At 31.6% G+C, this 22,562-nt stretch carries 24 protein-coding genes; 15 read left to right on the top strand and 9 right to left on the bottom strand.

Features of this window, described 5'->3' with window-relative positions:
* The first annotated feature begins 70 nt into the window (after window positions 1-70).
* The 6 genes from der (at window position 71) to proC (ending at window position 4,830) form a co-directional block, all read left to right on the top strand.
* Window positions 71-1,444: a ribosome biogenesis GTPase Der gene (der, locus tag EV02_RS04860; protein WP_032519539.1), complete on the top strand. Its 1,374-nt coding sequence runs from the start codon at window positions 71-73 to the stop codon at window positions 1,442-1,444.
* On the top strand, window positions 1,444-2,358 hold the full coding sequence (locus EV02_RS04865) for an energy-coupling factor transporter transmembrane component T family protein (protein ID WP_032519537.1): 915 nt from the start codon (window positions 1,444-1,446) through the stop codon (window positions 2,356-2,358). Before der ends, EV02_RS04865 begins: the two co-directional genes overlap by 1 nt.
* Before the next feature lie 19 nt (window positions 2,359-2,377).
* Window positions 2,378-2,644 (top strand): PII-interacting protein PipX family protein, encoded by a 267-nt coding sequence (locus EV02_RS04870; RefSeq protein ID WP_032519536.1) that lies wholly within the window; start codon window positions 2,378-2,380, stop codon window positions 2,642-2,644.
* Window positions 2,645-2,647: 3 nt separating this feature from the next.
* Window positions 2,648-3,283, top strand: a complete 636-nt coding sequence (locus tag EV02_RS04875; protein WP_032519534.1) for a YggS family pyridoxal phosphate-dependent enzyme — start codon at window positions 2,648-2,650, stop codon at window positions 3,281-3,283.
* Window positions 3,284-3,434: 151 nt separating this feature from the next.
* Window positions 3,435-4,010 (top strand): cell division protein SepF, encoded by a 576-nt coding sequence (locus EV02_RS04880; protein ID WP_032519532.1) that lies wholly within the window; start codon window positions 3,435-3,437, stop codon window positions 4,008-4,010.
* A 7-nt stretch (window positions 4,011-4,017) separates the two neighbouring features.
* A complete protein-coding gene (gene proC / locus EV02_RS04885; protein ID WP_032520451.1) occupies window positions 4,018-4,830 on the top strand; it encodes a pyrroline-5-carboxylate reductase in 813 nt (270 codons plus the stop codon).
* 5 nt (window positions 4,831-4,835) lie between these two features.
* Here the strand turns inward: proC and EV02_RS04890 are convergent, their stop codons facing one another.
* The 4 genes from EV02_RS04890 to hpf all read right to left on the bottom strand — a co-directional run bounded on the left by EV02_RS04890 (window position 4,836) and on the right by hpf (window position 8,113).
* Window positions 4,836-5,993, bottom strand: coding sequence for a glycosyltransferase family 4 protein (locus EV02_RS04890; RefSeq protein ID WP_032519531.1), 1,158 nt, complete (start codon window positions 5,991-5,993; stop codon window positions 4,836-4,838).
* 85 nt (window positions 5,994-6,078) lie between these two features.
* Complete coding sequence (gene recO / locus EV02_RS04895) at window positions 6,079-6,864, bottom strand: DNA repair protein RecO (RefSeq protein WP_032519530.1); 786 nt, start codon at window positions 6,862-6,864, stop codon at window positions 6,079-6,081.
* Complete coding sequence (locus EV02_RS04900) at window positions 6,865-7,521, bottom strand: deoxyribose-phosphate aldolase (protein ID WP_032519529.1); 657 nt, start codon at window positions 7,519-7,521, stop codon at window positions 6,865-6,867.
* Window positions 7,522-7,528: 7 nt separating this feature from the next.
* Window positions 7,529-8,113, bottom strand: coding sequence for a ribosome hibernation-promoting factor, HPF/YfiA family (gene hpf / locus EV02_RS04905; RefSeq protein ID WP_032519528.1), 585 nt, complete (start codon window positions 8,111-8,113; stop codon window positions 7,529-7,531).
* Window positions 8,114-8,157: 44 nt separating this feature from the next.
* On the opposite strand from hpf, the gene lipB reads away from it, so the two are divergent.
* The 5 genes from lipB (at window position 8,158) to queA (ending at window position 13,978) form a co-directional block, all read left to right on the top strand.
* On the top strand, window positions 8,158-8,808 hold the full coding sequence (gene lipB, locus EV02_RS04910; RefSeq protein ID WP_032519527.1) for a lipoyl(octanoyl) transferase LipB: 651 nt from the start codon (window positions 8,158-8,160) through the stop codon (window positions 8,806-8,808).
* Between the two features lie 27 nt (window positions 8,809-8,835).
* Window positions 8,836-10,779, top strand: a complete 1,944-nt coding sequence (locus EV02_RS04915; protein WP_032519526.1) for an AMP-binding protein — start codon at window positions 8,836-8,838, stop codon at window positions 10,777-10,779.
* Window positions 10,780-10,817: 38 nt separating this feature from the next.
* Window positions 10,818-11,261 carry a YlqD family protein gene (locus tag EV02_RS04920; protein ID WP_025880659.1) on the top strand — a complete coding sequence of 148 codons (444 nt, stop codon included), beginning with the start codon at window positions 10,818-10,820 and terminating at the stop codon, window positions 11,259-11,261.
* A 218-nt stretch (window positions 11,262-11,479) separates the two neighbouring features.
* On the top strand, window positions 11,480-12,847 hold the full coding sequence (locus EV02_RS04925; RefSeq protein WP_032519525.1) for a dihydrolipoamide acetyltransferase family protein: 1,368 nt from the start codon (window positions 11,480-11,482) through the stop codon (window positions 12,845-12,847).
* Window positions 12,848-12,853: 6 nt separating this feature from the next.
* Window positions 12,854-13,978 (top strand): tRNA preQ1(34) S-adenosylmethionine ribosyltransferase-isomerase QueA, encoded by a 1,125-nt coding sequence (gene queA, locus EV02_RS04930; RefSeq protein ID WP_032519524.1) that lies wholly within the window; start codon window positions 12,854-12,856, stop codon window positions 13,976-13,978.
* A 2-nt stretch (window positions 13,979-13,980) separates the two neighbouring features.
* On the opposite strand, the gene cysK is transcribed toward queA, so the two are convergent.
* The 4 genes from cysK to rpsD form a co-directional block, all read right to left on the bottom strand.
* Window positions 13,981-14,967: a cysteine synthase A gene (gene cysK / locus EV02_RS04935; protein ID WP_002805805.1), complete on the bottom strand. Its 987-nt coding sequence runs from the start codon at window positions 14,965-14,967 to the stop codon at window positions 13,981-13,983.
* 84 nt (window positions 14,968-15,051) lie between these two features.
* Window positions 15,052-16,521 carry a PLP-dependent transferase gene (locus tag EV02_RS04940; RefSeq protein WP_032519522.1) on the bottom strand — a complete coding sequence of 490 codons (1,470 nt, stop codon included), beginning with the start codon at window positions 16,519-16,521 and terminating at the stop codon, window positions 15,052-15,054.
* Window positions 16,522-16,524: 3 nt separating this feature from the next.
* Window positions 16,525-17,688 carry a trans-sulfuration enzyme family protein gene (locus EV02_RS04945; RefSeq protein WP_032519521.1) on the bottom strand — a complete coding sequence of 388 codons (1,164 nt, stop codon included), beginning with the start codon at window positions 17,686-17,688 and terminating at the stop codon, window positions 16,525-16,527.
* Between the two features lie 77 nt (window positions 17,689-17,765).
* Window positions 17,766-18,374, bottom strand: a complete 609-nt coding sequence (gene rpsD / locus EV02_RS04950) for a 30S ribosomal protein S4 (RefSeq protein WP_011817920.1) — start codon at window positions 18,372-18,374, stop codon at window positions 17,766-17,768.
* A 95-nt stretch (window positions 18,375-18,469) separates the two neighbouring features.
* On the opposite strand from rpsD, the gene yidD reads away from it, so the two are divergent.
* From yidD to EV02_RS04970, 4 genes are all read left to right on the top strand, one after another.
* Entirely contained in the window at window positions 18,470-18,706 is a 237-nt protein-coding gene (gene yidD, locus EV02_RS04955; RefSeq protein ID WP_032519520.1) for a membrane protein insertion efficiency factor YidD, read from the top strand.
* A gap of 4 nt (window positions 18,707-18,710) precedes the next feature.
* Complete coding sequence (locus tag EV02_RS04960) at window positions 18,711-19,013, top strand: glutaredoxin family protein (protein WP_032519519.1); 303 nt, start codon at window positions 18,711-18,713, stop codon at window positions 19,011-19,013.
* Window positions 19,014-19,023: 10 nt separating this feature from the next.
* Window positions 19,024-20,559, top strand: coding sequence for a UDP-N-acetylmuramoyl-L-alanyl-D-glutamate--2,6-diaminopimelate ligase (locus EV02_RS04965; protein ID WP_032519518.1), 1,536 nt, complete (start codon window positions 19,024-19,026; stop codon window positions 20,557-20,559).
* An 81-nt stretch (window positions 20,560-20,640) separates the two neighbouring features.
* The gene (locus EV02_RS04970; protein WP_032519517.1) at window positions 20,641-21,345 is read left to right on the top strand and encodes an SDR family NAD(P)-dependent oxidoreductase; all 705 of its coding nucleotides are present in this window, start codon (window positions 20,641-20,643) and stop codon (window positions 21,343-21,345) included.
* 28 nt (window positions 21,346-21,373) lie between these two features.
* Here EV02_RS04970 and EV02_RS04975 read toward each other — a convergent pair whose 3' ends face one another.
* Window positions 21,374-22,549 carry an aminotransferase class V-fold PLP-dependent enzyme gene (locus EV02_RS04975; protein ID WP_032519516.1) on the bottom strand — a complete coding sequence of 392 codons (1,176 nt, stop codon included), beginning with the start codon at window positions 22,547-22,549 and terminating at the stop codon, window positions 21,374-21,376.
* Between the last annotated feature and the right edge of the window lie 13 nt (window positions 22,550-22,562).

Below are 22,562 nucleotides of genomic sequence, written 5' to 3'. Positions count from 1 at the left end.
TTCTGAAAAAGGTAAATGATTCTATTAAAGGTATAGTTGTAATGGATACTACTTTCTTTGGAGAGAAGAATTGATTCTTCCTACAATAGCAATTATCGGAAGACCTAACGTTGGGAAATCTACCTTAGTTAATCGTCTTTGCCAAAGTAATGATGCAATAGTATTTGATAAGCCTGGTGTTACAAGAGATAGAACTTATCAAAATGCTTCATGGGGAGGTAAGGAATTTCAAATAGTTGATACTGGAGGTTTAGTTTTTGATGATGATAGTGAATTTCTCCCTGAGATAAGGACACAAGTTTTCTTGGCTCTAGAAGAGGCTTCACTCGCATTACTTGTGGTAGATGGGAATCAAGGCGTTACTGATGGTGATTTATCAATAGCAAAATGGTTAAGAAACTCAAGCTGTAAAACAATTGTTGCTGTTAATAAATGCGAATCGACTACTCTAGGAATATCCTTGGCTTCAGAGTTCTGGAAATTAGGATTAGGAGAACCTAATCCTGTTTCGGCTATTCATGGTTCAGGTACTGGAGATCTTTTAGATCTCGTTATTGGCGAACTTCCTGAAAATAATATCCAGGATGATGAAGAAAAGATAATGATGTCGATTATTGGTAGGCCTAATGTTGGTAAATCTAGTTTGTTAAATTCAATCTGTGGAGAAAAAAGAGCAATAGTTAGTGATATTAGTGGTACGACAACTGATTCAATAGATACGCTTATTAAAAAAGGTGATAATCATTGGAAAATCATTGATACTGCTGGGATTAGAAGAAAGAAAAATGTTAAATATGGTACTGAATTCTTTGGTATTAATAGGGCTTTTAAATCTATAGATAGAAGTGATGTTTGTGTTTTAGTTATAGATGCTGTCGATGGAGTAACTGATCAAGACCAGAAGCTGGCTGGGCGCATAGAAGAACAAGGCAGAGCATGTATAATTGTTGTTAATAAATGGGATCTTGTAGAAAAAAATAGTTCAACAATTTATCAAGTAGAAAAAGAACTTAGATCTAAACTTTATTTTTTACACTGGTCAAAAATGATTTTTATATCTGCCTTAACTGGTCAAAGAGTTGATAATATTTTTGAGCATGCTCTTTATGCTGTAAATCAACATAGAAGAAGAGTTACAACATCAATAGTTAATGAAGTACTTAAAGAATCAATCAGTTGGAAAAGTCCTCCAACGAAAAGAAGTGGCAAGCAGGGTAGGCTTTATTACGGTACTCAAGTAAAAAACAAACCTCCCACTTTTACTCTTTTTGTAAATGACCCTAAATTATTCGGAATAACTTATAGAAGATATATTGAAAAACAAATTAGAGTAAATTTAGGCTTTGAAGGCACACCCCTCATTTTACTTTGGAGAGGAAAACAGCAAAGAGCTTTAAATAAAGAAGTCGAAAGAGAAAATATTGAGTTAATTCAAAAAGATTAATGAATTTGCTAACCAAATTTTCTGTTGGTCAATACGTTCATGGTAATAGAAGTTGGCTCAGAATTATAGATAGTAGATTAAAAATAATTATCGTAATGATATTTTTAATCACTCCAATTTGGGCAGGTCCAATATGGAGATTGAGTTTAGTAGGTTTTTTACTATTAATTACTTTTTTAAGTTTATTGCCATCTAGAGTATGGTGGCGATCATTATTTTTTCTCTCATGTTTATCACTATTAATTGGATGTATATCAATACTTGCCTCGTCTGATATTCAATCTCTTGATGGCTACTTAAGAAATCCCAATGAGTTGCAAGTAGTACTGGAAAGCCAAAAAGAATGGAATATTTTGCAAATTTCTTCGCAGAAGATATGGTTTATTAATTTTGGTCCCTACAACTTATCAAGAAAAGCTTTTGAACTAGGAATAAAAACCTCAACTTTGATATTTACTGTTATTCATAGTGTGAATTTGATGCTTTTAACCACATTGCAGGAAGACATTGTATGGGGATTAAGTTGGTTTATGTATCCATTAAGAAAGATTGGATTGCCTACTAGTAAGTGGCTTTTTCAGTTGTTAATTGCATTACGTTTTATTCCTCTAGTGCAAGAAGAACTTCAAAATATCGTTAAATCAGTGTCGGTTAGATCAATAAATTTTCGAAATTTAGGATTAAAGAAATCCTTTAATGTTTTATTAATCTTAGTGGAGAGGTTATTTCAAAATATATTTCTGAGAATTGATCATGGAGCAGAATCATTACTCTCAAAGAAAAAAATTATTATAAAAACCAATAGATTCAGAACTCTTTATCCTTCAAAATCTCTCAATGTAATTGTTAATACATTATCGATTTGTTTTATTTGCATAGCAATTTTCCTTAGAAAACTGTATGGTGCAATATAAATAACAAAATATTTTAGGTTTGAGTTCTGAGCGTTATTTAAACCATCCAACATTTGGCATGCTATATCAAGTTTCTCCTGGAAACGATGGGAGAGATATTTATGCGACTTTATACGCTCAAAAAATGTTTTTTTTGGTACAAGTTCAACAGAGAGAAGTTTTTTTTGAAGTCATACCTTATTTAGATGCCCGTAATCAGGCTGAATTAAACTTCCAAAAGGCTAGAAGAAAAGGATCTGAAGAACTATCTAAATGGGAGAATTTATTCACGCAAACTTTCTTATAAAAGGTGAACCCTTCAAATTATTTAAAAATAAAAAATAAAATACCATCAAATGTAAATATTCTTGCGGTAAGTAAAGGATTTAAAAGTCAAGAAATCAAGACTATTCAAAATATAGGTCAGAACGATTTTGGTGAAAGTAAGGTTCAAGAGGCCTTTGAAAAACAATTAACCCTAAAAGATCTTAAGCAAATAAATTGGCATTTTATTGGAAGAATACAAAGTAATAAAATAAGAAAAATAGTTCAAAATTTTAAATATATTCATTCAGTAGATTCATTTGAAAAGTTGCAAAAGATTTCTAATATTTCACGTGAAGAGAAGAAAAATCCATCAATAATGTTGCAGGTTAAGTTGAGTGATGACCCAACTAAAGGAGGCTTTAATCCTGAATTTTTGATTTTGAAATGGAAAGAAATTCAAGAGTTGAAAAATATTTCATTAATCGGTTTGATGACTATCAATCCTAAAGGACTTAGCTCTAAAGAAAATTCAGGGTTGTTCAAAAAATGTCGTGCTTTAGCTGATTCTCTACAACTACCAGATTGTTCCATGGGGATGTCAGGTGATTGGGAGGAGGCTATTGATGCTGGATCAACGTGGTTAAGACTAGGATCATTGATTTTTGGAGGTAGATCTTAATAAATTATTTTTTTTATAAAAATCTTATCTATAAACTTGCAGTAAAGTTCAACTAACGTTATTTAAGTATAGGTAGTTTATTCATTTAAAAAATGAATCTATTACTTAAGGTTCTTAAACCTTAGTAATCAATTTCAAGAGGATTTAAAAGGTGTCACTTATTTCTAGATTAAAGGCAGTAGTTGCAGGGGATGAGTATCTCGATGATGATTTTGAAGAGTTGGATTATGCTTCAGAGGATGAATTAAATGATATTAATAATTTCAAACAAAATCCAAAGAATGCAAATGCCCTTGCAAATTCCAATCCATTCGATTTTATGAATAACAACAGATCATCAAAAGTAGTTGGTATGCCTGGAATCTCAAATTCATCATCAGAAGTAAGCTTAATGGAACCAAGAAGTTTTGATGAGATGCCTCAAGCCATACAAGCATTAAGAGAAAGAAAAACTGTAATTCTCAATTTAACTATGATGGATCCTGATCAAGCTCAAAGAGCGGTTGATTTTATTGCTGGGGGCACATATGCAATTGATGGACATCAAGAGAGAGTCGGCGAAAGTATTTTCCTTTTTGCTCCAAGTTGTGTAAATGTAACTAGTTCTTCCCCAGAAGAAGCTTCTCCCTCTTCTGTGTCTACAGAAAACACACCACAATATAGTTTGGGCAAAAATACTACTCCTGAACCGGCATGGGGTAATTCTAAATTAAGTGCTTATTCATGATGAATCTGTGACAGATAAAATTGCGATTATTGGTTTTGGAAATATTGCACGTGCTATAGTTACCCCTCTATTAGATAACAAATTAATTCAGCCAGAGAAAGTTTTTTGTGTAGTAAAATCAGAAAAAAGTTTAGAAAATATAAAAAAAAATTATAAACATAATATAAACGTTTATAAATCAGGTTCAAAAGAGTCAAAAATAATTTGGGATTGTAAATATAAACTTCTTTCGATAAAACCCCAACAATTAAATGACATAAGTGAGGCCCATCATATAAAAAATAAGGACAATTTAATAGTTTCTATTCTTGCCGGAGTTTCAATAAATAGACTTGCTCAAAAGTTTCCTAATCATAAATGTGTGAGGGTGGTTACAAATATTCCAATAACTATTGGAAAAGGTTTAACAGGGGTTTCTTGGGGAGAAGAAATTACAGAAGATCAGAAACAATTCACAAAAAAATTATTTGAAAATACTAGTAAAATTTATGAATTTACTGAAGATTACCTTGATATATTTTTAGCTTTAACTTCATCAGGCCCTGCAATTATTGCTTTGATCATAGAAGCATTAAGTGATGGAGGATTAAGCGGGGGATTACCAAAAAAAATTTCAGAGGAACTTGTTATGGAAATGATTTTAGGGACTATTTGTTTAATAAAGGAAAATAAACTTACTACTTCTGAGCTTAAAAATTTAGTAACCTCTCCAGGTGGAACAACTATCTCTGCTTTAAGGGTTTTAGAAAAAAAGAGTGTAAGGTCAGCATTAATTGAATCAATAGTTTCAGCTAGTAATCGAAGTAAAGAGTTTGGTTAGTGTTTTCAATTATCTTTTAAGTTCATATAAACTTTTTCAAGTGAATTTATATTTTTAGTAATTGTGTATCTCTCAAGTACACGTTCTCTAGCTTTTTCTCCAAGATCTTTTGTAAATGCAGGGTGTTCTACAAGAATTGGGATTATAGTTTTTAATTGTGCAGCCACATTATCAGTTGAAATTACTATTCCTGCTCCGTTATCTAAAACTTCACCATCCGCTCCGGCATCTGTAGCTACACAAGCAGTACCAGCCGACATTGCCTCTAAAAGTGATAATGATAAACCTTCTACTAAGCTTGGCAAGAAAAATACTTCTGCTATTTGCATTATTGCTATCCTAGTTTCTAAATCTAATTCGGCACCCCACCAAATTAATTTCTCATTACCAAGGTTAGAAAAACTATTTTCAAGTGTTGGCTTCATTGGTCCATCCCCAACAATAACTAATTTGCAATTTTGAGTTCTTGTTTGGCGCCAAGAACGTAAAAGTGCCTCTATATTTTTTTCATTTGCAATCCTTCCCATGTATAAAAAGATTCTTTCATTTCCAAGTTTGTTTTTAACTTGATTATATTTTTTACTTTTTTTGTAAAAAGGTCTCCAAACATTCTCATCAACACCGTTTGGAATAATTATTTGTTTTTCTTTAGGGACTCCTAATTTCTCAAGAACATTTTTTTGAGGTTCAGAAAAAATAATTATTTTATCGAACTTTGCTAAAGAGGGAGCATAAAGTTGATATGTTAATTGTTGAGTGCTCGCAGTTAGATTTCTATTTTTTGCATCAAATGGTGGATGAAATGTTCCTATTAGAGGAACATTAATTTCATTACAAAGCTCTGGAAGTCTAAAGTCTAAAGGAGATAAAGTTAGGCTTGCATGTACTATGTCAGGTTTTAATCTTCCCAATGATAGCCTTAGCTCTTTTTCTGCCCTTGGCGAGGGTATTGTATAAACTTGAGATTTAATTAAATATGGGAGACTTACATCAGGATCATTTGCAAGAAATAATGGGTTTGATGAATTTGAACTAGAGGGATTGTCGAAATGAATAAAACTAATTTTATGCCCTCTGGCCTTTAATTCATGAGTAGTTGAATTACCGTAAGTTACATTTCCACAAAAAGGGGATTTTTTCCCCAACCAGGCAATATGAACCACATTAATTAAATTAACTATTAATTAAGTTAACAGGCAAAGGCGCCATGATCATATTTTTTAAATTTTTTAATGCTTCATGAAAATGCTAACTATATATTTCTCTCAACATTTTTAGTGAGGATAGCTCCTTCTCTAATTGAGTAGAGATCCATGTCTCAATAATGAATAATATTTTAAGCCAGACTTTTTTGGGACCCAACAACTCTCCATTAGATTTTATTGGTAATTCTGGGAAAAGAAGTCTCTGTAATAGAGCAACTTCAGATGCATTTATTTTTAGATTACTTTGAGGATCTTCAATTGACGAAAACCCTTCACTTGGCAAATAATAACAACTCCATGCCCAATTTCCTAAAGGCGGAATAATAGGTTCTCCAGTTTTACAGCAATGATGAATTGGTAAATTTATACCTCCAATGGCTAATAGATGGATTAAAGATTGAATACTCATTGAGAGCATTTTAATATCTTCTTCTTTAGATTCTTCATACAAATAAATCCTATCTAGATGTGCGAGTACACAAGTTAAATAGTTTTGTTGCTTATCATTATTACCTACTAATAAAAAAGTTAATTCAGTTATTGCTTGCGCGGCTGCAAGACATTCAATATTTTTCCCTATACCAGAATAGCTTTTTAATATTTTAATTTGACGTACAGATTTAAGATTTCTTTTCCCAAAAATTTGCAGACTTAAATATGTTAATGGAGTAGCTGCGGCAAGACTACTTTTAGGCCGTCTAGCACCAGGTACCGCTAATCGAACAATCCCCTGCTCATCAGTAAGAATAGTTATTAATCTGTCATTCTCGCCTAATGGAGAAGCTTTAATACAGAGACCCTCTAGTCTGCACTCACCAGAACCAGACATTTAAAAATTTACTTCTTGGAAAATCTCACAAAAATTAGAAGTTCCAACGCAACTAATTCCATTATCAAACAAATCAATAACTTGTGTCAGTTTTTTTATACCACCTACAACTTTTATTTGATTTTGAGAGCCTGTTATTTTTAGTATTTCGGGGACATCATTAGATGTAAGAGGAGATCCAAACCCGTCCCCGAATTGAAAATTTTTTATTCCTAATTCCAAACATATTTCTATCGCATTAATAAAAACTTCTTCTTGTAGTTTTGATTTATTTATGATTATTGAAACTGGTAATCCAGATAATTTAACTTGCTCAATTTCAGCAGCGAAAGTTTCTAAATTTCTTTTGGATAAATTGATAAAGTTTGGGATATATTCAATTCCTTTTGCACCCTTATCTTTTGCAAAACAAACTAATTCTTCAATAAATGAAACTGGTAAATCTGCTAAAGGGTAAGAAATAAGTGCGTTTATATCCGCACTGTAATTACCTAAACAGTTTTTAAGATCAGTTAAATAATTTAGTGAAGTAGAAATATTTTTGATATTGTATTTTCTTATTAAATCGCAATTCACACTGAAATCTTCCCATGATAAATAGGGGTTAATAATAATCGCATGAATTTTCTCGTTTAATTCATATTCAATATTGGGCATTTAAAACTTATTTAGATTGAATCAATCCATAACCTCCATGATTCCTTTTATATATAACTTGAAGTTCATTATTTTTCTTGTTTCGAAAAACATAAAAATCATGATCAATTAGATCTAATTGTTTTCTAGCTTCGCCTGATGAAATTGGAGTCATTTCAAAGTATTTATTTTTTATAGATGGCTCAGGCAGACTTGCTTCAGTTCCTTCTTTAAAAAAAGCTTTATCTAAAAAATTTGATTCCATACTTTCAATTGGTAAAGAATCTTTATTTTTAAATTGTTTATTATGAATTGTTTTATTGTTTCTTTCTTTGTATTTGCGTAATTTTCTACAAAGTTTATTTGAAACTAAATCAATGCTTGAGTATAGATTTTCAGTTTTTTCTTCAGCTCTAATTACGGTACCATTTGCAAAAATAGTAACTTCTGCAGTTTGGAACGAGACTCTTGGATTCTTTTCAATTGAAAGGTGTATGTCAGCTTCTTTAACGATATCCTTATAGTGATGTGTTGCTTTTTCTATCTTTGCCTCAGTATATTCTTTTAATGCTCCAGTGAGCTCAAGATTCTTTCCATGGATTAAAATTTTCATAACAAATCTAAAAATATTTACTTACTTTCTAAATCTACTTAAATATGGATAATAGAACAGCAATAATTAAACAACCTGATAATATTTCTTCTTTTAATGATGTTTATAAATTACAAAAAGAATATCAGGAGGCATTGATTTTAGATAATTCTAACCCTGATTTTATTTGGATAGGGGAGCATCAACTCTGTTATACATTGGGGAGAGGATCTAATTACGATAACTTATTATTTTCTCTAAATGATGCTAAATATGATGTTTTTAAGATTGATAGAGGTGGTGAGGTAACTTGTCATATGCCAGGACAATTAGTAACGTATTTGGTTTTAGATTTGAAAAATTTTAATAAAGATTTAAATTGGTACTTAAGAAAAATTGAAGAAATTATTATAAAAATCCTTGGAGCTTTTAATATAGATTGTCACTCTAGAGAAGGGTTTACTGGTGTTTGGATAGGAAATAAGAAAATCGCATCAATTGGGATTGGGTGTAAAAGATGGATTACTATAAATGGATTTTCAATCAATATTGACTGCGAATTAGAAAACTTTAATAAGATTGTTCCTTGCGGAATAGAAAATTGTCTTATGGCAAATATGATTGATTACAACAAAAATTTAAATATTCAAGAAGTCAAGAGAATTGTTAAAAAAACCATCGAGGAAGAATTTAATTTTGATTTTATATCAAAATAGAAATTAAAATTTCAAAATCAATTTAATATGGGTGATTTAGCGTATTGGCCTGCAGCCAAACCTCTTTCTAAAAAAAATACATTTGCCAAAAATAGAGATTTTATTAAGAACCTTGATCATATAGATCAAATTTGGGAAAAATTAAAATTTAAATGTGGTGATACTTTAGCTGTTTGCGATTTAAGAGGGAAATACAAAGAAAAATTTTCTTATTCTGAGCTGGCTGATTTAATAAAAACAGTCTCTTCTTCTTTTGAAAATTATGGTTTAAAAAAGGGGGATGTAGTTACTGTAATATCTGAAAATTCTCCAAGATGGCTAGCAGTAGATCAAGGCTTAATGCGTTTAGGAGCTATAAATGCAGTGCGAGGTATTAATTCTCCTTCAGTAGAATTAGACTATATTATTGGGCACTCTAATTCAGTAGGACTAATAGTTCAATCTAAGGAAATTTGGCTAAAGTTAAACAACAAAGAAGAATTAAAAAAAAGACTGAAATTTATAATCAATTTAGAAGATGAACAATTTGAAAGTTTAATAAGTTGGAGTACATTCATAAGTTCAGTAGAAAAAGAAAATTCACAAAATAATAATCTTGAAAAATTTAATCCAGAAATTGATGACGTCGCTACTATTCTTTACACTTCTGGGACGACCGGAAAACCCAAAGGTGTGCCTTTGACTCATGCAAATTTTTTACATCAAATAATCAATTTAGCCTATATCGCTGATCCAGAACCAGGGACCTCTGTATTAAGCGTTTTGCCTATCTGGCATTCTTATGAGAGAAGTGCTGAATACTTCTTTTTTTCATGCGGTTGTTCTCAATACTATACAATTCCAAAATTTCTTAAAGATGATATTACACAAATAAAACCTGTTGTCATGGCTACTGTACCGAGACTATGGGAAGCAATACATGATGGTTTTTTTCAGGCTTTGAAAAAAATGCCTTCCAAAAAGCAAAAACTTATTAAGTTTTTGATAAGTAATAGTTCGGTTTTTAAAAGAAGTCTTAGAAAGATAAGAAATATAGATATAAATCAAATAACTTTTAAATCAAAAATCCCCTTACTGGGTTCTGTTATTAGCCGATACCCTTTACATAAATTGTCAACTATTTTTTTATGGCCGAATATTCTTAGACAACTATGCGGAGAAAAACTGAAATTTCCTATTAATGGTGGAGGTGCATTGCCAGAACATGTAGATCTTTTTTTTGAATCTTTAGGTGTAGATGTTTTGGTGGGATATGGACTCACAGAAACTAGTCCAGTATTAACTTGTAGGAGAAGAGAATTAAATGTTAGAGGATCATCTGGGCAGCCTCTTTCATTTACTGAAATCAAAATAGTGAATGATGATAAAAAAAAGATTCTTAAGTTCAGAGAAGTCGGAAAAATTCTTGTTAGGGGGCCGCAAGTAATGAAAGGTTATCTTAATAATGAAATAGCTACAAATGATGTTTTATCCAAGGATGGTTGGTTTGATACTGGTGATTTAGGTTTTCTAATACCAAATGGTTCTCTCTTTATAACCGGAAGAGCCAAGGATACAATAGTGCTATCAAGTGGTGAAAATATAGAACCGAATCCCCTAGAGACTGAAATTCTTAGTTCAGAATTTATTAATCAGATTCAATTAGTAGGACAAGATAAGAAATGTTTAACAGCTCTCGTAGTTCCTAATGTCGAAATGGTTAAAAGCAAGTTTTTGGAAGAAGACCTTTCAAAATTAAACCTGAATAAGAAAATTGGTACATTTTTCAAATCACAAATTAATAATTTGCTTAAAAGTCGATTAGGAGCAAGATCAGAAGAACAAATATTAGATTGTTATTTTGTTGATGCCTTTACTCTAGAAAATGGGTTATTAACACAAACTCTTAAACAAAAAAGAAAAGAAATAGAAAAAAAGTATTCATTACAAATAGAAAATATGTATGAAAACAAATTTAGTAAGAAAATTTGATTTGTTCTATCTATATTGAAAAGGAAATTTAATTTTTTATGGAAACAAAAAACTCAATATCTATAAAGCGCTCAATAGCTATTAAAGCTGTAGTTACTCCAACTTGGAAGGAAGATGCTGAAAAAGAATTAAGTAAAGCAATTTCAAACATTGATCAGCAATTATCGCAACTGGAGCAAGAGGGGCAGCAAATAGTAAATAATATTAGATCCCAATCGGTTAATCCCCTAGATCCAAGAGTCCAAGAACAGGTTAGTCAGGTGCAACAACAAGTCGCAGCAAAACGAAATGAAATTGAAGAACAAAAAAGAAATCTTCTTCAACAACAGAGTCAAGTTCGCGAATTAAAAATGGACGAAATTGTTGATCAAGGGCAAGTGGATAGTTTCTGTGATGTCACTGTGGGAGACAATCTTATTGAAAAAATGCAAGTATCGATTACGGTTAAGGATGGAGTTATTCAATCTATAGATAATAATTAAAGAGAAGATTTAGTATTTTTGATAAATATAAGTAAATCTTAATTTCGAAAAGTTTTAAATTCTAATCGATCTAAATTATTACTTTCTTAAGTTTTAAGAGTTCCCACTGTGAACATGATTTCGTATAATTAAAATAAGAGGTTAAAGGGTTCTTAACCATAAAAACTTTAGGAAGTTTGGTAGAAATCCCTTGAAACTTATGCAATAACAATTTTCTTATGTCTCACGAAATATTCATGCCTGCCTTGAGTTCTACTATGACAGAGGGCAAGATTGTGGAATGGTTGAAAAATCCAGGAGATAAAGTTGAAAGAGGTGAATCTGTCTTGGTTGTTGAATCTGACAAGGCAGATATGGATGTTGAATCTTTTCAAGATGGATATCTTGCGGCTGTTTTAATGCCTGCTGGCAGCACTGCACCAGTAGGAGAGACTATCGGTCTTATTGTAGAAAATGAGGACGAGATAGCTTCTGTTCAAGAACAAAATAAAGGAATACAACCCGAAGTTTCTAGTTCGGATCAACTTGAATTGGTAAGCAATAAAACTGAAGAAAAACCTGTGGTTCAAAGTGAAATTGTTGAAAAACAAGAAAAAGAAGTCGTATTAATGAGTGAAAAGGCAGCCTCATCTTTTAATAGTGATCAAATAAATGCTGCTACGATTAATGTTTCTTCGAGGGTGATTGCATCTCCAAGAGCTAAAAAACTTGCCTCTCAAATGGGCGTTGATTTAGCAAAGGTTCATGGATCCGGACCTCACGGAAGGATTCAAGCCGATGATATTTTAAAAGCTAATGGCCAACCAGTCTCTATACCATGGATAGGTGAAGGTGGTTCTCCTGCAAGTATACCTGGTGCAAATTTGGGAGTTGAAAGTAAACCAGAAACTTCAGGAAATAGTTTTGGTAATCCCGGAGAAACAGTTCAATTTAATACTCTTCAAAAAGCGGTAAATAAAAATATGGAATCTAGTTTAGATGTGCCATGTTTTAGGGTGGGTTATTCCATTAACACAGATAAATTAGATAATTTCTACAAAAAAGTAAAACAGAACGGAGTTACTATGACTGCTTTACTAGTAAAGGCAGTTGCAAAGACACTAAAGAAACATCCTCAAGTTAACTCAAGTTTTTCAGAGAATGGAATTTCTTATCCAGAAAATATAAATATTGCTGTTGCTGTTGCGATGGAAGATGGTGGACTAATAACTCCAGTTTTAAAAGAACCATGCAATACTGATTTATTTGAATTGTCTAGGGAATGGAAAGATCTCGTAAAAAGATCAAGATCAAAACAATTAGAACCTGATGAATACTCAACGGGAACCTTCACTTTATCTAACCTTGGGATGTTTGGAGTTGATAGATTTGACGCAATTCTTCCTCCAGGTACCGGTGCTATTTTAGCCATAGCATCATCGAAACCAACCGTTGTTGCTAATAGTGATGGTTCAATATCTGTTAAAAAAATAATGCAAGTAAATCTAACAGCTGATCATAGAGTGATCTATGGAGCTGATGGAGCTTCATTCTTAAAAGACTTGGCTTCCCTAATTGAAGATGTGCCAGAGACTCTTGTATCCTAAATTTAATTGATTTCTCAAATTAATAATGAAGAAAGAGATTTTAAGCTTGAAGCTTATGACTATTTACTTGATCCTTCATTAATTGCTAGTAAACCTTCTGCAATTAGGCATGAATCAAGATTGATGATAGTTAGAAATAGTTTTTTAGAAGAAGACTGTTTAACTAATAAATTTACTAAGAATCTTTTAGATGAATTTAGAGAAGGGGATCTTGTAATTGTAAATAATACCAAAGTTATGAAAGCTAGGTTAAAGGTTGAATTAGAAAATAAGACATTAGTCGAATTATTAGTTTTAGAAAGATCCCATGAATGTGTTTGGTTATGTTTGGCAAAGCCAGCAAAAAAGTTAAAAATAAATAGAAAATTAAAATTAAAATCTCCATTAGCACAAGATATTAATTTGATTGTTGATGGAGTTGATGAAGAAACTGGAGGGAGATTTATTAAATTTCCGGAAAATATAACTTGTCTCAATTCAATGAATGAACTTCTTGATAAATACGGGGAAATCCCTCTTCCTCCTTATATAAAAAATTCCGAAGAAGAATCTTTTCATGAGAAAAGTTATCAAACTGAGTATGCAACAAATCCGGGGGCAGTTGCTGCACCAACAGCTGGTTTACACTTAAGCAAAAGTCTTATTTCCAATCTAAAAAAAAAAGGCGTAATAATCTTACCGATAACTTTGCACGTGGGTTATGGAACATTCAAACCAATTGATCAAGAAGATTTAAGTAACTTAAAACTTCACAAAGAATGGGTAAGTGTTAATAAGGAAGTAGTGGAGGAAATAAAAAGAATAAAGAAAACAGATAGAAAAATAATTGCTATTGGTACAACTAGCGTAAGAGCTCTTGAAAGTTGTTATTCTCACGAAATTAGTGACTTTACTCCCATAGCTAAATACGTAGATTTAGTAATTAAGCCAGGTTATAAATTTAAGGTAGTTGATGGATTATTAACTAATTTTCATCTCCCTAAAAGTTCATTATTACTTTTAGTAAGTGCAATGATTGGTAGAGAAAGATTATTAGATCTATATAAAAAAGCCATAAAAGAAAAATTTAGATTCTTCTCTTATGGCGATGCGATGTATATTTCACCAGATTCACTACTGGAGAAAAAATAGATTTAGGCTTTGACTGGTTCTTGAATGATTCCGCTTGGAACTTCAGTAAACATAATTGATGATAAATACCTCTCTGCTAAATCAGGTAGAACAACTACGATTGTCTTCCCTGCATATTCATCTTGTTCAGCTAATCTAACAGCAGCAGCAGCAGCAGCCCCACAAGATATTCCTACTAATAGACCTTCTTCTTTTGCTAATCTAAGAGCCATCTCGATTGACTCATCATTTGTTACTTGTTCAACCTTATCAACAATTGATAAATCAAGGTTCTTAGGAATAAATCCTGCTCCAATTCCTTGAATTTTATGAGGTCCAGATTTAACCTCTTCTCCATTCATTGTCTGTGTAATAACAGGACTGTGTGATGGTTCTACAGCTACAGAAGTAATATTCTTGCCCTTCTCTTGCTTAATGTATCTTGAAACTCCTGTAATTGTTCCGCCAGTTCCAACCCCTGCAACTAGGACATCAATTTCACCATCGCAATCATCCCAGATTTCTGGTCCAGTAGTTTTGAAATGAATTTCAGGGTTTGCTGGATTATCAAATTGACCTGGCATGAAATATTGAGAAGGATTACTCTCTGCAATTTCTTTAGCCTTAGCTATTGCTCCAGGCATACCTTTAGATGCTTCTGTTAAAACAATTTCTGCACCCAATACTGCCATAACCCTTCTTCTTTCAATTGACATGGATTCTGGCATTGTAAGGATGAGTTTATAACCTCTTGCTGAAGCAGTAAAAGCTAGGGCGATTCCTGTATTTCCAGAAGTTGGCTCAACAATAGTTTTATCTTTTGTAAGCTTCCCACTTTTCTCTGCATCCCAGATCATGTTTGCGCCAATCCTACATTTGACACTATAAGCAGGGTTTCTACCTTCAATTTTTGCAAGTACTGTAGCTTTCGCGTTTTTAGTAACTGATTTTAATTTTACTAATGGAGTGTTTCCAATAGCAAAACTGTTGTCCTCATAAATTTTTGCCATTTATATATTGAGAAAATATATTTTAATACTAACTATTATTTAGAAAAAGAGTATATAAGTTTCTATACGGTAAATACTAGGAATTTAGAAATTATTTAATGCTTCAGAAAAGGTTTTCCATAATTGATCTTGGTCTTCTAATCCAACTGATACTCTAATAAGGTGCGTAGGTATACCAAAACTTTCAGCCCAATCCAACTCGTCATAATGAGCTAGTAAAACATAAGGACAAACTAGAGTAAATTTTGTACCTAAACTAGGTCCTTTAGATACTTGTAGAGAATCATAAAATTTCTTAGCTTTGTTTAATCCTCCATTTAATTCAAATGATAATAAGCAACCGTATCCTCCATCAGAAGTAAGTAAAGAATTATAATTTGGACAATTTTCAGGATGGAAAATATTTTTAATCTCGCTATGGGTCTCTAATCTTTTTTTTAATTCTAAACATGCTTTATTTTGTTCAAAAACTCTTTCATTTACATCTCTACTAACCTTCTCTAGATAAACTATATCTCCATCGGAAAGTATTGGAAGATTAATCTCGTTTAATACATTTCTAAACTGATCAATCCATTTGCTTTTTGGATTTAGTATTAATGATCCGGCAAGAATATCGCCACTACCTGAAAAAATTTTTGTAAGTGAAGTAAAAGCTATATCTGCATGTTCCAGAGAATTTATATTTAAATTCGAACCAATTGTATCGTCAACAATTAACGGAATATTTAGCTTTTTTGCAATTTTTGAAATTTTTTTAATGTTTACGCATTTGAGCATTGGATTACTTGGAAGTTCAATAATTAATGCTGATGGATCTATTCTTTTGATTTCTAATTCAATATCCGCGCAATTTTCTTCTGTAATTAACTTTGCTCCATGAAAGATTTTCATTGGTAATTTAAGTACATCTACATATGGAAACCCAACTTGGAGTGTTGGTTTAGCAGGAAATAATTTATATATGATTTCTAATGATGTATGCAATGCAGACATTCCAGATGAAGTTAAGTGAATATCATTAGAGTTAATTTTTGTAGATTTAGAAATTCTATTTTTTATTCGTTGAGAACATTCATTTACGTAAGATTTTGGAGGGCAATCTTCAAGACCTAGCTCTATAGCGGCAGCTCTTGAAGATAGACCAAGACCAGTATGTTGCCAAAAATATTTTGCATAAATACTTCCTTCTTTTTCAGTTATTAAGAAAGCTAAATTATCTTTTTTTTCTACTAAGGAGAATTGTTCAGAAGTATTTCTATCAATGTATTGTTTAGCTTTAAAAGCTATTCTTTCATTCGGATATGGCCAGATACTTTTATTGTTGTAGTAATTTTGCTTTTTTACTTTTTCGCATAATCTTTTCACTATGGGGTTTAGCCCGAATCGTGGGTAAATGGACTTCAATAAATTCATGCATTCTTGATCTTTTTCCTCGTAATTTATTACATCATTCCAAGTTGGTAATGCTACAGAAACGGCATGAATACTATCAGGAATTGCATATCCCAACTCTAAATTTTTCCATATAGGTTTTTTAAGTAAATCTCTCAATTTTCAGAATTTATTTAAAGCAAATAAAATGTCCGAAATTAAATCGTTTGTATCTTCACATCCAATTGATAATCTGACAAGAGCATCATCTATCCCTAGCAGATTTTTTGTTTTGTCATCAACAGAAGCATGAGTCATCGTTGCAGGGTGACAAATTAAACTTTCAACTCCTCCAAGGCTTTCTGCTAGAGAGAAATATTTGAGAGATTTGCAAAATTTAAAAGTATCCTCTTTATTTAAATTTAATTTTAGGGTGATCATTGAACCTCCAGATTTCATTTGCGATTTTGCTAAATTAAATTGCGGATGTTCTTGATTAAAAGGGTAAATTACTTTACTAATTATTTTATAATTCCCTAATTCTTCAGAAATAAATTGTGCACTTTTAGTTTGTTGTTCGATTCTTAAAGGAAGAGTTTTTACTCCTCTCGTAATGAGCCAACTATCAAAAGGAGATGGTTGAAGCCCGAGAGCTTTTTGAGAGAAAAGCATCTTACTATTCCATTCCTCATTATTTGTCAGTACTGCTCCGCCAAGTGCGTCACTATGTCCATTAATGAATTTTGTGGTGCTTACAACCGATAGTGTTGCACCAAGGTCCAATGGTTTTTGAATAAGCGCTGTAGAAAATGTGTTGTCTACAACTACTGGTATTTCGAGTTTATTCGCTTCATCACAAATCGCCTTAATATCAAGTACCTTCAAAAGTGGATTAGTTGGACTTTCTAGCCATATCAAGGTTGGCTCGAAGTTTGAAATCTTTTTGATATCATTTTCGTTTGTAAAATCTGTGTATAAAACTTCTAGCCCAAATTTCTTGAAAACTTTTTCGAACATCCTCACTGTACAACCATAGAGATTTGACTCGCAGAGTATCTTGTCACCAGATTTTAGTGTTGATGAAATTGCAGTTACCGCGCTAATTCCAGATCCAAAAACTGTACAGTATTTAGAATCTTCTATTGATTTAAGGATGTTTTCTAGAATTCTAAAGTTTGGATTGCCTGATCTGGTGTAGTCGAAATTATCTTTATTTCCATGTTTAAAAGTAGATGTAGAAAAAATAGGAGGCATAACGCATCCGGTGTCTTCTGCAAAAGTTTCCCCATGGTGAATAGATAGGGTCTTAAAACCTGGCTTTTTGATATTATTTTCCTTATTTCCCATTATTTTTAAAAATAAGAATTAAATTAAATCTCTCATTTTTTTTAATGAGAGATTTAATAATCCAAAGAAAAGTAGTATTAAACTTTTCTTGAATAATATTCAACAACTAGTAGTTCGTTTATTTCAAGAGCCACCCACTCTCTATCGCATTTCCCATTTATTTTTCCCGTTAATTTAGGTTTGTCTAAATCAAGATGAGGTGGAACATTTGCTAAGCCAGGGAATTCTATATTACCTTCAACAAGTTTTTTGCTTGCTTTGTTTTCTTTAATTCCGATTACATCGCCTGATTTGCATTGATAACCAGCAATATCAAGAACCTTTCCATTAACGGTTACATGGCCATGATTTACTAATTGTCTTGAGCCTGGAATGGTACCTCCAAAACCTAATCTAAAACAAACATTATCAAGTCTGTTTTCCAAAAGTCTTAGTAGGTTAGTTCCTGTAGATCCTTCTTGAGCTCTAGCTTTTTTTACATAACGAACTAGTTGTTTTTCAGAAACTCCATAATTAAACCTAAGTTTCTGCTTTTCTTCTAGACGAATTGCATATTCTGATCGCTTGCGACGGGCTTGGCCGTGCTGACCTGGAGGATTAGACTTCTTTGAAGCTTTCCTGGTGAGACCTGGTAGTTCTCCCAAGCGACGCGTAACCCTTAATCTGGGGCCGCGGTATCTTGACATAATTTTAAATTAAATAGAAATTTGCAATAAATTGGATAATTGATTAAATTCAATTAAACTAATTACTACTCGAAATATTATTTTACATCATTAAAGTGTTCAAAACTATTAATAAATCAATTACTTCTATACTTCTTTTTATGATTTCGTTTTATCAAAAGTGGTTTTCTCCTTTTTTTGGACCAAAATGCAGATTTATTCCAAGTTGCAGCTCTTATGGATATGAGGCAATTACTAGACATGGTCCTTGGAAGGGAGGGTGGTTAACTTTAAAAAGATTAAGCAGATGTCATCCTTTAACTCCCTGTGGATGTGACCCTGTGCCTGACTAAATGAATGAAAATATTTATTTTTGTTAGGCAGGGATGTTGCCTTTGTGATTCATTAAAAAACAAACTGGCAAAAATAAATCTTAATGAGTTATTCCCTAATCTAGAAGAGCTTAAAGAAATTGATATTGATAGGTTCGATTTATATAAAGATAAATATAAAAAATATGATTATGAAGTACCTGTTATTGCTATTGAAAGAATTAGGTCTGAGGAGATCATAGAATTGCCTCGCATTTCTCCAAGATTAAAAGATGATCAATTAAAGAATTGGTTTAAAAAAAATATTAGTACCATTCTGGAGAAATAATTTTTTTTATATGAAATCTATAAAATTACATAAACTTTTAGATTTAGTAGGAATTATTCCTTCATTAGATTTAATCGATCATGAAATCAATAATATTTCTTTTAACTCTAAAGAAGTACAAAAAGGAACTTTATTTTTAGGAATGCCTGGTTTAAATGTTGATGGAGGAAAATTTTGTATTGAGGCAATTGAAAATGGTGCTGAGGCTGCCATTATTGGGTTTGCTGCAAAAGAGAAAATTGGATCTATTGATCGAGAAAGGATTTTGGTTATTGAGGATAATTTAGATTATATTTTTGGTCAAATTGTCGCTGAGTTTTGGAATAGGCCTTCAAGAAAACTTAAACTTATTGGTGTTACTGGTACTAATGGAAAAACGACAATTACTTTCTTATTGGAATATCTTTTAAAAAAATTAGGGAAAAAGACTGCATTATTTGGGACCTTGTTTAATAGATGGCCTGGCTTCTCAGAAGTGTCTTCTCATACAACTGATTTCGCCGATAAACTTCAAAAGAAATTAAATGCTGCTGTTGAGGCTGAATCTGAATTCGCGATATTAGAGGTAAGTTCTCATTCTATTGCTCAAAAGAGGATATCAGGATGCGAATTTGAGGCGGCTATTTTTACTAATTTAACTCAAGATCATCTTGATTATCACTTAGATATGGAATCTTATTTTCAAACAAAAAGAAAATTGTTTTTCCCACCTTATTTAAAAGAAAAGGATGGAATTTCTGTATTAAATCATGATGACCATTGGATATCTAAATTATCGTCTGATCTTGAAAAAAGATCTTCATTAGTGTCTACAAAGATTACTGAAAGTGAATTTGAAAATGATGATTTTTTTTTCGTAACAGATAAAAAATTTACTGAAAGTGGTTCCACCTGTATTTTTCATACACCTAGGGAAAAAATTCAACTGTTTGTTCCACTTGTCGGTGAATTTAATTTAATGAATGCGACTCAAGCAATAACAATTTTGTATAAACTGAATTTTTCTTTAAAAGATTTATCAAAGCTAATACAATCTTTCCCTGGTGCTCCTGGGAGAATGGAGAAAATACAGATTGATGATAGTGACGTTTCAAGATCTCTTCCAACAGTAATTGTTGATTATGCCCACACTCCTGATGGATTAAAAAAAGTTTTGCAATCAATTAAAAAACTTTGTGAAGGGAAACTAATAACTGTTTTTGGCTGTGGCGGAGATCGTGATCGTAGTAAAAGGCCTTTGATGGGATCAATAGCTGAAGAGTTGTCTGATCAACTTTTTATAACTTCAGATAATCCAAGATCAGAAGAACCCCAAAAGATAGTGAATGATATTTTGATGGGTATAAAAAAAAGAGAAAAAATAACAATTGAAATTGATAGATTTAAAGCAATAAATGAATCTATTAAATTTGCCAATAAAAAAGATATTATTTTAATTGCAGGAAAAGGACATGAAGACTACCAAATTCTCAATGATAAAGTTATTAATTTTGATGATAGAAAAATAGCTTATAAATTATTAAAAGAAAAAAATAAATCTCAATAAAATTTCCCAATCAAATAAGAAAGATTTTTACGCAAATCACAAGAAAAGTTTCTTAGAATAATTGGAGTTATTTTTAATAAAATGAAAGGCTTAGCCTTAGTTGTAGGCGCAGGCGGAATTGGAACACAACTAGCTAAAGATCTGAATGAAAGTGAAAAAGATTTAGATGTTGTTTTGTGTGGAAGAAAAAGTGAATTTAATCCTTTTTGGGAATTAGATATAGAGGATTCTCAATCCCTTTTGCAGTTGAAAAATAAAATATCAAATCATCCTTCAAAATTAAGGCTAGTTGTTAATGCTACAGGTAGACTTCATAGTGATTCTCTTCAACCGGAAAAAAGATTACAACATCTTGATAAAAAGAATATGATGGAAAGTTTTTCAATCAATGCCTTTTCTCCTATTTTATTAGCTAAAGCGATTGAAGAATTTATACCAAAAGATTGCGATTTTAATTTTGCAAGTATAAGTGCAAGAGTTGGTAGCATTGGAGATAATCAAACTGGAGGTTGGTATTCATACAGAGCTGCAAAATCTGCGCAAAATCAATTTTTTAAATCTTTAAGTATTGAATGGGCAAGACGTTTCCCAAAGGCTGCTATCACATTGCTTCATCCAGGAACAGTAGATACTGATTTATCTAGACCTTTTCATAAATTTGTTCCAGAACATAAATTATTTAGTAAAGAAAAATCCTCCCAATTCCTGATAAATATTATTAAAAATCAATCACCAGAATCCACAGGAAAATTTATTGCATGGGACAATTCGGAGATACCATGGTAGACTAAATTTTTTTTATATCAATAGATCTTTAAGTCAATATTTTTTTTATTTCTCTAGCAAGTAAATCAATCTCAGCTTCTGTAGTCATTTGATGTACGCATGCTCTAAACCATTTTGGATCTTCTAAAACTCTAATCCAAATTTTCTTTTCTCCAAGTTTCTTTACATATTTATCCTTATCTTTAATATTTTCGATATTAAAACTAACAATCCCATTTAAATATTTTTTTTCTAAAACTAATTCAACTCCCTTTGATTGATTTAATTCATCCCAAAGTTTTCCACTTAATTTTTTGATATTTTTGTTTTTTTCTTTTTCATGGCAGTCTTTATCCAAAAGATCTAAAGAATTCCGAAGCCCAGCAAGTAAAGGAATACAAGAGGTAGCTATTTCAAATTTCCTTGCATCATCATGAAAAAGATTATCTGAAGGCTTATAAATACCTTGTTCTTTTTTTAATGATTTCCAACCAATTATTGTTGGATCTGTTTCATGAATAAATCTATCTGAGACATAAATGGCTCCAAGTCCTTCTGGTCCACATGCCCATTTATGAGAAGTTATTGAATATAAATCGGAATAAAAAACTTCTTTTTCAATATTTATGTGACCAAAGGTTTGAGCACCATCAACAAGTAAATAAGAATCTTCTCGATTATTTTTTAATTCGATAGAAATTTTTTTTAAAGGGATTTTATATCCAAAGTTCCATAAGATATGAGAAATAATTAGGATCTTAGTCTTACTATTTAGATTTTTCAAAATCTCTAAAATTATATTTTCTTCGTTTAGATTTTTAATTTTTTGGATTGGCAAAATTTTGAATATTAATTTATTTCTCCTGCAAAATTCACGACTTGCAGCCACTACTCCAGGATGTTCACAGTCACTTATTAACAACTCTTCTCCCTCTTTTACTTTTATTCCCCAGAAGGGCAAAATCATACCAGAAGAGATGTTTTCGGTAAGAGCTACATTCTTTGAATTGACACCTAATTTTTGTGCAATGATTCTTTTTGTGGTCAATATTTCTTTATAAATAAAAGGCCACATATCATTAGTAAATGGTCCTAAATCTTGGATAATTTCCCAAGTTTTAACTATTGCTTCTAGAGAAGATTTTGGTAATGGTCCTTGACCACCATAGTTAAAATAATACTTATTTTTTAATGCGGGTATTTGATCTCTTAGATTATTTCTCATGGAAATTTATATT

This window comes from Prochlorococcus marinus str. SB, from assembly GCF_000760115.1.
Lineage (GTDB): Bacteria > Cyanobacteriota > Cyanobacteriia > PCC-6307 > Cyanobiaceae > Prochlorococcus_A > Prochlorococcus_A marinus_D.
Note: the sequence above shows the minus strand (reverse complement) of the source record. Positions and strands in the feature narration are given on the sequence as shown.